The organism is Candidatus Frankia alpina (assembly GCF_902806485.1).
GTDB classification, from domain to species: domain Bacteria; phylum Actinomycetota; class Actinomycetes; order Frankiales; family Frankiaceae; genus Frankia; species Frankia alpina.
Map to the genome: position 1 here is coordinate 1 of NZ_CADCWT010000191.1, position 9,798 is coordinate 9,798.

Consider the following 9,798-nt stretch of genomic DNA (forward strand, 5'->3'; position numbering starts at 1 on the left):
TCCACGGCCGGTCCGGCACCGTTCTGGTCTGCCCGAGGGGTACTTCGCCGTCACCGGACCGGCCGTGGAGCCATCATCATGATCCATCGACCGGCATCGCGCATTAAAGATCAGTAGTCGGCGAGAAGTTCGAAGTCGGCGAAGTCGAACCCGGGCGCGACGACGCAGCCGACGAGGACGTGCCGATCGCCGCGGGGCACCGCGGTCTGCCACTCCCCCGCCGGCACGGCGAGCTGCGGCACCTCGCCGGCCGCGGCATCCGGCCCGAGCAGCCCGGTCGGGCCGGGCGACGGTCGGCGGCCCGTGCCACCGAGGGTGAGTTCCAGGACGCCACCGCCCTGCCAGAGCCAGATCTCGGCCGAGGCCACCCGATGCCACCGGGACACCTCACCCGGGCGCAGCAGGTACAGGATGGACGTCATCACGGGCCGCTGCCCGCCGTGCGCCCGGGGCTGGCCCAGGTCTGGCGGTACCAGCCGCCCTCCGGATTGGGTTCGAGGCCGAGGAGGCCGATCAGCTCGTCGGCGGACGTCGCCGGGTCATCGAGGCGGCTCAACGAAACGGTTCCTCCCCAGGGGCGCGGGACATCGGGGCCCGACCCCGGCCCGGTCAGGGAGCCGGAACCGGCTGTGCTGTCAGGACGTCCGCGAGCAGCCACTCGGCGGCCGACCAGGGATCGGCGGTGCCGGCGATCACCAGGTGGGCGAGCTCCGTCAGGCGCGCGTCGTGCGGCGGGGCGGCCAGGCAGTCGCGCAACGCGGTCAGGGTCAGCCCGCGGATCTCGTCGGCGGCACGAGCCAGCCTACGGCGGTCGAGCTCGCCGGTGGCGGCCAGGTCCCGCCGATGCGCGGCGATCCGCTCGACGAGCTCGTCGATGCCCTCGCCGAGGGTGGCGGCGACGCGGACCACCGCCGGCCGCCGGCCGCCGGCGCGCATCCGGGTCATCGCGGTCAGGTCGGCGATGGTGCGCGCGGCGCCCGGCCGGTCGGCCTTGTTGACGACGAGGACGTCCGCGACCTCGAGCAGGCCGGCCTTGACCGCCTGCACGTCGTCGCCGGCGCCGGGCGCGAGCAGGACGCAGGTCGTGTCCGCGAGCGCGGCGATGTCGATCTCCGCCTGGCCGACGCCGACCGTCTCGACGACGACGACGTCGAACCCGGCCGCCTCGAGCACCCGGAGCGCCTGCGCGGTCGCGGCTGCCAGCCCGCCGAGGCGCCCCCGGCTGGCCAGCGAGCGGATGAACACCCCGGGGTCGCCGGCATGCTCGCTCATCCGCACCCGGTCACCGAGCAGCGCGCCGCCGGTGAACGGCGAGGACGGATCGACCGCGAGCACGGCGACCCGCCGCCCGGCGCCGCGGTAGGCGCGTACCAGGGCCGAGACGGTCGTGGACTTGCCGACCCCGGGCGCGCCGGTGAGCCCGACGGTCTGCGCGCCCCCGGCGCGCCCGGCGAGCGCCGGGCCGATCTCCCGCCAAAGCGCGGGGGCGTTCTCCACGGCCGAGAGCAGCCGGGCGAGCGCCCGCCGATCACCCCCGACGGCCGCCGCGGCCAGCTCCGCCGGGGCCGGACCCCGCTCGCGGTCGGCGTGCACGGCGAAAGCCGGCGGTCACGCCGTCGGGACGCGCAGGATCAGGGCGTCACCCTGGCCGCCGCCGCCGCACAGGCCGGCCGCGCCGATCCCGCCGCCGCGCCGGGCCAGCTCGTTGAGCAGGGTCAGGGCGATGCGGGCGCCGGATGCGCCGAGCGGGTGGCCGATGGCGATCGCCCCGCCGTTGACGTTGACGATGTCGGAGCTGATCCCGAGGTCGCGCATGGACTGGATGGAGACCGCGGCGAACGCCTCGTTGATCTCGACGAGGTCGAGGTCGGCGGGGGTGAGCCGCTCCTTGGCCAGCGCGGCGAGGATGGCGTTGGACGGCTGGGACTGCAGCGAGGTGTCGGGGCCTGCGACGAAGCCGTGGTGGCCGATCTCCGCGATGATCGGCAGGCCGAGCTCCTCGGCCTTGGCCCGGCTCGCCACGATGACCGCGGCCGCGCCGTCGGAGATCTGCGACGCGGACCCGGCGGTGATCGTGCCGTCCTTGCCGAACGCCGGGCGCAGCTTGCCGAGCGCCTCGGCGGAGGTGTCGGCGCGGACGCCCTCGTCCTGGCTGACGACGATCGGCTCGCCGCGGCGCTGCGGCACGGAGACGGGGACGATCTCGTTGTCGAACAGGCCGTTCTTGGCCGCGGCGGCGGCCCGCTGGTGCGACCGGGCGGCGAAGGCGTCCTGCTCGGCGCGGGAGATGTTCAGCGCGCCGTTGTAACGCTCGGTGCTCGCGCCCATGGAGATCTGGTCGAAGGCACAGAACAGGGCGTCGGAGTCAATGGCGTCGAGCGCCTCGGCCGCGCCGTACTTCACCCCGGCGCGCATCGACCGCAGCAGGTGCGGCGCCCCGGTCATGGACTCCATCCCACCGGCGACGACGAGGTCGTACTCGCCGCTGGCGATGTAGGTGTCGGCGAGGGCGATCGCATCGAGGCCGGACAGGCACACCTTGTTGATCGTGACCGCGGGCACCGTCATCGGGATGCCGGCGGCGACGGCCGCCTGCCGGGCGGTGATCGGACCGGTGCCGGCCTGGATCACGTGCCCCATGATGACGTACTGGATCGCGTCGCCGGACAGCCCGGCCCGCTCCAGCGCGCTCCTGATCGCGATGCCGCCCAGATCCGTCGCGGTGAAGCTCTTCAGCGCCCCGGACAGCTTCCCGATCGGTGTCCGCGCGCCGGCCACGATCACGGAACCAGGCATGGCTGCCTCCTCATCACTCTCGGGGAGATCTCGGGGAGATCCTCGGGATACTCACCCCACGGGCACCTTCGACACCACGATAACGTGATCTTGATCCTGGTGCCCGCCCCGTGACCAGCCGGGCGGGGGAAGAGAGAACCACCGCCCGGCCCCGATCAGGACAGCGCGCCACAGGACACCACGAAGGGGGAGGAGTCCGCCGGCAGCCGCACCGTGCTGGAGGCGGTGTCCTGAACGGTCAGGCCGTCCGGGGTGAGCCCCAGCGTCGTCGTGGTGGAGACGGTGAACTGGGTTCCGTCGCTCGACGTCCCGGTGCTGATCTGCAGGGTCTTGTCGGCGCAGCGAAACCCGAGGGCGGAGTTGCCGCGGACGCCGGCGCCGAGAGTCAGGTCACCGGGCGGCGTCAGCGCGGCCAGCTCGTCGAGGCTGACGTAGCGCAGCAGGGCGTAGCTCTTCATCCCGCTGGCCGCCTGGGTCTGCACCAGCAGCTCACCGAAACCGTCGCCGTCGATGTCGACGACCGCGCTGTTGAGCGGGGTGATGATGCTGCCGAGGGCAACCCGGGCGACCTGGCCGTCCCGGGAGAACCGCACACGCAGGTTGTTCGTCCCGTCCACCGCGACCGTGTCGGACTGGCCGTCGCCGTCGATGTCGTTCACGCCCGCCGGTTTCGCCACCGGCGTGGGCAGCTGTGGGCTGCCCGGGCCGGTCGAGTTCGACGGCGCGGACGACTGCGGGCTGGTGGGGGCCACCGACTGCGGGGATGCCGTCGGCCGGGTCGGCGGCGGGCTCGTCGGCACACGGGTGGTCGATCCTGAGACCGACCCGCCGCGGCCACCGGAGCTGGAGTGCCCCATGCCGCCGCCCAGCGACGGCACGGTCGCCGCCCGGCTCGGCTCGCTGAACGTGCTCGGCATGACCGGCGGCGCGGCCGGCTCGACGACCTGGCTCGACGGGCTCGACGGGCTCGGCCGGATGGCCACCACCGCCAGCCCGATGAGCGCCGCCATCACCATCCCGCCGAGGGCGAACGCGGGGATGCGCCAGCGGCGCCGACGGGCGATGCCGGCCCGGATCTGCCGGTAGGCCTCCGGGGAGGGTCGGATGGGCTCGGCTGCCTCGGTCAGCAGCCGGGTGAGCTCGTCCGGTTCCAACGCGCTCACCGCAAGCCCTCCAGCTTGCCGCTGAGGGCGGACAGCCCTCGGGAGGTGTAGGCCTTGACGGAGCCGACGCTGCAACCCATCACCGCCGCCGCGTCCGCCTCGGACATGTCGGCGTAGTAGCGCAGGACGACCGCCTCCCGCTGGCGCCGCGGCAGCTCTCGAAGCGCCTGGATGACGGCGGCTCGCTCGACGAGAGAGTAGGCCCCTTCCTCGGCGCTGGCGGCATCGGGCATGGACTTGGGGGCATGCTTGAGAGCGACGAGTCGACGACGCAGCGTGGAACGTGCGAGATTGACGACGGTCTGCCGAAGGTAGGCCAGGGCCTTGTCCCGGTCCTGTAGACGTCCCCAGGCCCCGTGGACCCGGATGTAGGCGTCCTGGACCACCTCTTCACACAGACCCACGTCATCCAGCAGCAACGCGGCAAGGCGCACCAATGACCGGTAGTGCTCGGAATACAACGCGGTCAGGGCGGCGTCCGCGTCCCGCGCTACGTCGCTACGGGCAGCGTCGCTCCGCGCAGGCACGGGCCGCCACCCCTCCACGACTGTCATGGGCGCGGTCACACCACGTTGGACGCCGACCGAGCACTCGAAGTTGTCCCGAAAGTTCTATCGCGTCGCGCACGAAACAGACAGCCCCCACATCCCGCGACCCCGTCTCCGTACCCATCAGCTACCTCTGCCGCCCTGTCGACTGTCAGTGCCGCCCTGTCAACTGCCCGTGCTGTCCTGTCAACTGCCCGTGCCGCCCGTCATCCGCCCTCGACCACGCACCGCCGGAGGCCGATCGTGAAGGACATCCTCGAGGCGATCATCGCCCAGAGCCCGCCGTCCCCCGACCGGCGAGCGGAGTTCGCCGCGTTCACGGTCCCGGAGTTCTACCGCGGCGTCGTCGTGCGCCGCGAGGAGACCGGGATGTTCGACGGCGTCCCGTCCCAGGAAAAGGACCCGCGCCGCTCCCTGCACATCGACGAGGTGCCCACGCCCGAGGTCGGCCCCGGCGAGGCCCTCGTCGCAGTCATGGCCTCCTCGGTGAACTACAACACGGTGTGGACGTCGATCTTCGAACCGATGTCCACCTTCGGCTTCCTCGAACGCTACGGCCGGACGTCTCCCCTTGCTTCCCGCCATGACCAGCCTTACCACGTCGTGGGTTCCGATCTGGCCGGAGTCGTGCTGAGGACAGGAGCCGGCGTACACGTCTGGTCCCCGGGGGACGAGGTCGTGGCCCACTGCCTGTCCGTCGAGCTGGAGCACGCCGACGGTCACAACGACACGATGCTGGATCCCGAGCAACGAATCTGGGGTTTCGAGACGAACTTCGGCGGGCTGGCCGAGCTCGCCCTCGTCAAGGCGAACCAGCTCATGCCCAAGCCGGCCCATCTCACCTGGGAGGAGGCGGCCGCACCCGGGCTGGTCAACTCCACCGCCTACCGGCAGCTCGTCTCCGCCAACGGCGCCCGGATGAAGCAGGGCGATGTCGTCCTGGTCTGGGGAGCCTCCGGCGGGCTGGGATCCTATGCCACCCAGCTCGCGCTGCACGGCGGAGCGATCCCGGTCTGCGTCGTGTCGTCGCCGGAGAAGGCGGAGATCTGCCGATCCCTCGGCGCCGAGCTCATCATCGACCGAGTCGCGGAGGACTACCGGTTCTGGAGCGATGAACACACGCAGAACCCGCGGGAATGGCAGCGGCTCGGCCGACGCATCCGCGAACTCACCGGCGGGGACGATCCGGACATCGTGCTCGAGCATCCGGGGCGGGAGACCTTCGGCGCCTCCGTCTATGTGACCCGCCGCGGCGGCACCATCGCGTCCTGCGCCTCCACCAGTGGATTCGTGCACGAGTACGACAACCGGTACCTGTGGATGAACCTGAAGCACATCGTCGGCTCCCACTTCGCCAACTACCGGGAAGCCTGGGAAGCCAATCGGCTCATCGCCCGCGGGATGATCCATCCCACCCTCTCCCGGGTGTACCCGCTTACCGAAACGGGGCAGGCCGCCTACGATGTACACCGCAACACCCATCAGGGCAAGGTCGGCGTGCTCTGCCTGGCGCCAACCGAAGGGCTGGGTATCCGCGACTCCGAGCTCCGCGCCCGTCACCAGACCGCAATCAACCGGTTCCGTGGCGTGTAGCCAGGGAAATCGCGCCGAGCCCGATGCCCGGCTGACGTCACGTTCACCTTGACAGTCTGAGATGCTGAAGCCCTATGACCGAACACACGGATCTCATCCCGATGGCCGGCGAGACCGACGGGCCCCCAGCCTTCGATCTGGTCCGCCGTGGCTACGACCCCAACCAGGTCACCCACCACGTGAACTGGCTCGTCGAGCAGCTTCGCGAGGCCGAGGCGCACCGGGCCGCGGCCGAGGCCGCCGCGTCCGAGGCGGCGACGGAGGCGGCCCGCGTGCGCGACGATCTGGCCGCGAACCGTCCCGCGTGGGAGGAGTTCGGTGGCCGGGTCACCCAGATCCTCCAACTCGCCGAGGAGGAGGCGGCCACCGTCCGCGCCGAGCGAACCCGCGAGGCCGACGCGCAGCTCGAGGAGGCCCGCCGGATCGTCACCGAGGCCGAGGCCGCCCGCGAGAAGACCCTGCGGGAAGCCGACGGACAGGCCGCCTCGATCGTCTCGACGGCGCGTGCGGAAGCCGAGCGAATCATCGAGATCGCCCGGTCCACCGCGGCGGCGGCCGAAGACGAGTCGAAGCGCCGGCTGGCCGATCTGGAGCGTCAGCGCGAGCAGGTCACCACCCAACTCTCCGCCCTGCGCGAGCAGGTGACGACCCAGCTCGGCGCCCTGCGCGACAAGCTCACCGCGGCCAGCGCCTCGATCGCCTCGATCGAGGCGGCGCCGGTCGAGGAGCGCAAGGCGATCGGCGCGGAGACGGTCGTGCTGCCCGCGTCCGCCGGCGCCGGCGGACGCAACGCCTGAACCTCGTTCACGGGTGCGCCCTCAGCCGCCCTCAGCCGGCGTCCGAGCGCGGGCGGGCCGCCCGGCAGCGTCGATCCCAGCACGGCCGATGCCAGTGCCGGCGGTCCTCGACGCGCTCCGGCGGCCGGACGACCAGGTGGGCGGTACCCGGGTTGATCTCGTGGTCACACCCGGGGCACCGGTAGACCTTCGCCGTCGCCGCGCCGGTGACCGGGCGGACCACCCACTCCCCGTCGCGTAGCACCACGATCGGATCGGGCAGCCACGCCCCGACGGACCGCCCGCGCCCGCCCTGCCCACGCGCGTCCCGGCCTCGGGCGGGACGGCGCCGTGCCCGGCGCGTCACCGACCGCGTGGGTGTCTGCCCGGCTCCCAGGAGCGCGCCCGCCACAGCCGCGGCCCCGCCGCATCCCCGCCGCCGTCCGCATCCGACGCGGCGACCCACTCGGCCCGGTCCACGACCTCCCCGTCGACGACCCAGCCCGAGCCGCTCGCCCCGCTCGCCCCACCCGCCCCACCGCCGCGGACGCGGTCGATTCCAGCGGCCACGAGCGACCGGGCCACCTTCGCCTTGCGCAACGCTCCGGCCGGGCTCGCCAGAGCCGAGGAGGCGCCGATGAGCACCTGGAAGCCGCGGTCGCTGCCCCGCCAGTGCTCGCGCATGATCGGCTCCCCGGCGCCGACGACCAGCCGGCGGAACGCGAAGGCGACGATGGCGACGTCGTCGAGCTGGCCCACCACGGGGATCATGTTCGTCAGCCGGTTGCGCGGCGACACCAGGTACGCCAGCGCCGCCGCGGCCTCGACCTTCGCGGACTGCGGCACCCGCGGATCGGCGACGACCTGCCGCAGCATGATGACCAGATCGGGGAAAAACATCGTTATCTCCCGACCGAACTGCCGCACGGCGTCCTTGTCGAGCGTGACCATCGCCGTGGCGTCTCCTCTTGTGCGAACCGGGACTTCCCGCCGACCGGCGACATCCTAGTGCTGCATCCGGCACCTGCCGTGGGCGGCTGCGGCCGCCGGCTCGTCACCGGTCAACGACCGACGCTCCCACGACGTGCCACGTCACCCCGGGGCGCCTCGACCGGGTGACCCCGGCGGCGCCGTGCGTCGAGCGGCGGATTCCCCAGTTCGAAGCCCCCGAACGGACTACCGGTGAGGATGCGCCAAGAAGCCCCGGCCAGTCTTGCGGCCCAGGAAGCGGGCGCGCACCAGGTGCTCCAGGAGGGGGGCCGGGGCGTAGCCCGGCTCGCGGAACTGCTCGTACAGCGAGCGGGTGATGGCGAGCGTGACGTCGAGCCCGACCACGTCGGCGAGGGCGAACGGTCCCATGGGATGACCGCAGCCGACCGTCATCGCTGTGTCGATGTCCTCGATCGTGGCGTAGTTCGCCTGCAGCATCTTCACCGCGTCGTTCAGGTAGGGGAACAGCAGCGCGTTGACGATGAAGCCGGCCCGGTCGGCGCAGCGCACCGGATGCCGGCCCGTCGCCCGAGCCAGGGCCTGGACCGTCGCCGTCGCCGCGTCCCCGGTGAGCACCGTGGGCACCACCTCGACCAGGCGCATCACCTGGGCCGGGTTGAACCAGTGCATGCCGACGACGTCCTGGGGCCGCCGGGTCGCGGTGGCGCACTCGACGACCGGCAGCGAGGACGTGGTGGTCGCCAGCACCGCGCCGGGTCGGGCTACCTTGTCCAGATCGGTGAACAGCTCGCGCTTGACCGCCAGGTCCTCGACGACCGCCTCGAGCAGCACATCGCAGCCGCCGAGCTCGCCGAGGTCGGCGGTGACCCGCAGCCGGCCCAGGGCGGCGGCGCGATCGTCCTCGGACAGTCGGCCCTTCGTGACCGCCGCCGCCAGCGACGCAGCCACCCGGTCGCGGGCCGCGTCGGCGGCCTCCGCCCGCCGGGCCCGGAGGATGACCTCATGGCCGGATCGGGCCAGTACCTCGGCGATACCCCGCGCCATCGTGCCGCTGCCCACGATCCCGACCGACCGAACCCGCCCCGCCGCCCCGCCGGCCGCGCCCTCCCCACCAGCCGTCCCGCCGGGCTCCCCGACGGCACCGGGGTTCGCCCTGCCGGGGCCCCGGGGAACCACCTCGGTGGTGTCCGTCCCCGTGTACGTATAGAAGCCGCGGCCGGTCTTGCGGCCCAGCAGGCCGGCCGCGACAAGCTGGCCCAGCAGCGGCGCCGGGGCATGCAGGTGATCGCGGGTCTGGTCGTACATCGACGCGAGGATGGCGTGCGCGGCGTCGAGGCCGATGAGGTCGAGCAGGGCCAGCGGGCCCATCGGGTGACCGCAGCCGAGCCGCATCGCGGCGTCGACGTCCTCCCGGGTGGCAAAGCGCGCCTCGACCATCCGCACCGCGTTGTTGAGGTAGCCGAACAGCAGCGCGTTGACGATGAACCCGGCCCGGTCCGCGGCGACGACGGCCGTCTTGCCGACCGCGCCCACCAGCGAGACGACCGCAGCCAGGGCGTCGGGGTCGGTCACCACGGTGCGGACGACCTCGACCAGGCCCATCACCGGGGCCGGGTTGAACCAGTGCATGCCGAGCACCCGCGCCGAGCGACCGGTGCCCGCGGCGAGCTCCGTCACGGACAGGGAGCTCGTGTTCGTCGCGAGGACGGTCGCCGGCGGGCAGACCTCGTCGAGCCGGGCGAACAGCGCGGTCTTGACGTCGAGCCGTTCGTCGACGGCCTCGATCACCAGGTCGCAGCCGGCCACCGCGCCGAGTTCGGTGCCGAGGCTCAGCCGGCCGAGCAGGTCACCGCGGTCCGCGTCGGCCAGGCGGCCGTGCCGGGCCGCCCGGTCCAGGGAGCGCTCGATCCGCGCGCCCCCCCGGGCCAGCGCTTCGGCGTCCCGTTCGACGCCGACGACATCGAGCCCGGC

The 9,798-nt window shown here is 72.8% G+C and carries 11 protein-coding genes; 2 read left to right on the forward strand and 9 right to left on the reverse strand.

Translation table 11 applies throughout. The features are described from left to right. Positions 1–110: 110 nt before the first annotated feature. From G6R25_RS29815 to G6R25_RS17850, 6 genes are all read right to left on the reverse strand, one after another. Positions 111–422 carry a cupin domain-containing protein gene (locus G6R25_RS29815; RefSeq protein WP_235948917.1) on the reverse strand — a complete coding sequence of 104 codons (312 nt, stop codon included), beginning with the start codon at positions 420–422 and terminating at the stop codon, positions 111–113. Then, entirely contained in the window at positions 422–556 is a 135-nt protein-coding gene (locus G6R25_RS31815; protein ID WP_235948912.1) for a cupin domain-containing protein, read from the reverse strand. The genes G6R25_RS29815 and G6R25_RS31815 overlap by 1 nt, the downstream gene beginning before the upstream one ends. 53 nt (positions 557–609) lie before the next feature. Further along, the gene (gene meaB, locus G6R25_RS17835; protein ID WP_163553889.1) at positions 610–1,593 is read right to left on the reverse strand and encodes a methylmalonyl Co-A mutase-associated GTPase MeaB; all 984 of its coding nucleotides are present in this window, start codon (positions 1,591–1,593) and stop codon (positions 610–612) included. 15 nt (positions 1,594–1,608) lie between these two features. Next, on the reverse strand, positions 1,609–2,796 hold the full coding sequence (locus G6R25_RS17840; RefSeq protein ID WP_163553890.1) for an acetyl-CoA C-acetyltransferase: 1,188 nt from the start codon (positions 2,794–2,796) through the stop codon (positions 1,609–1,611). 155 nt (positions 2,797–2,951) lie between these two features. Continuing rightward, positions 2,952–3,959, reverse strand: coding sequence for an FG-GAP repeat domain-containing protein (locus G6R25_RS17845; RefSeq protein ID WP_163553891.1), 1,008 nt, complete (start codon positions 3,957–3,959; stop codon positions 2,952–2,954). Next, positions 3,956–4,513 carry a SigE family RNA polymerase sigma factor gene (locus tag G6R25_RS17850; protein ID WP_163553892.1) on the reverse strand — a complete coding sequence of 186 codons (558 nt, stop codon included), beginning with the start codon at positions 4,511–4,513 and terminating at the stop codon, positions 3,956–3,958. The genes G6R25_RS17845 and G6R25_RS17850 overlap by 4 nt, the downstream gene beginning before the upstream one ends. A gap of 237 nt (positions 4,514–4,750) precedes the next feature. On the opposite strand from G6R25_RS17850, the gene ccrA reads away from it, so the two are divergent. Beyond that, entirely contained in the window at positions 4,751–6,100 is a 1,350-nt protein-coding gene (gene ccrA / locus G6R25_RS17855; RefSeq protein WP_163553893.1) for a crotonyl-CoA carboxylase/reductase, read from the forward strand. A 74-nt stretch (positions 6,101–6,174) separates the two neighbouring features. Further along, positions 6,175–6,897: a sugar-binding protein gene (locus G6R25_RS17860; protein WP_163553894.1), complete on the forward strand. Its 723-nt coding sequence runs from the start codon at positions 6,175–6,177 to the stop codon at positions 6,895–6,897. Between the two features lie 31 nt (positions 6,898–6,928). On the opposite strand, the gene G6R25_RS17865 is transcribed toward G6R25_RS17860, so the two are convergent. The 3 genes from G6R25_RS17865 to G6R25_RS17875 all read right to left on the reverse strand — a co-directional run. Continuing rightward, the gene (locus G6R25_RS17865; protein WP_163553895.1) at positions 6,929–7,243 is read right to left on the reverse strand and encodes a hypothetical protein; all 315 of its coding nucleotides are present in this window, start codon (positions 7,241–7,243) and stop codon (positions 6,929–6,931) included. Beyond that, positions 7,240–7,827, reverse strand: a complete 588-nt coding sequence (locus G6R25_RS17870) for a YkvA family protein (RefSeq protein WP_163553896.1) — start codon at positions 7,825–7,827, stop codon at positions 7,240–7,242. Before G6R25_RS17870 ends, G6R25_RS17865 begins: the two co-directional genes overlap by 4 nt. Positions 7,828–8,052: 225 nt before the next feature. Further along, the coding region (locus G6R25_RS17875; protein ID WP_163553897.1) for a 3-hydroxyacyl-CoA dehydrogenase family protein at positions 8,053–9,798 on the reverse strand (1,746 nt) is incomplete at its 5' end.

Bases quoted from the DNA above. Each gene is read 5' to 3' on its own strand.
- G6R25_RS29815 (WP_235948917.1), bottom strand. From the start codon at position 422: ATGACGTCCATCCTGTACCTGCTGCGCCCGGGTGAGGTGTCCCGGTGG.
- G6R25_RS17840 (WP_163553890.1), bottom strand. From the start codon at position 2,796: ATGCCTGGTTCCGTGATCGTGGCCGGCGCGCGGACACCGATCGGGAAG.
- G6R25_RS17850 (WP_163553892.1), bottom strand. From the start codon at position 4,513: ATGACAGTCGTGGAGGGGTGGCGGCCCGTGCCTGCGCGGAGCGACGCT.
- G6R25_RS17860 (WP_163553894.1), top strand. From the start codon at position 6,175: ATGACCGAACACACGGATCTCATCCCGATGGCCGGCGAGACCGACGGG.
- G6R25_RS17870 (WP_163553896.1), bottom strand. From the start codon at position 7,827: ATGGTCACGCTCGACAAGGACGCCGTGCGGCAGTTCGGTCGGGAGATA.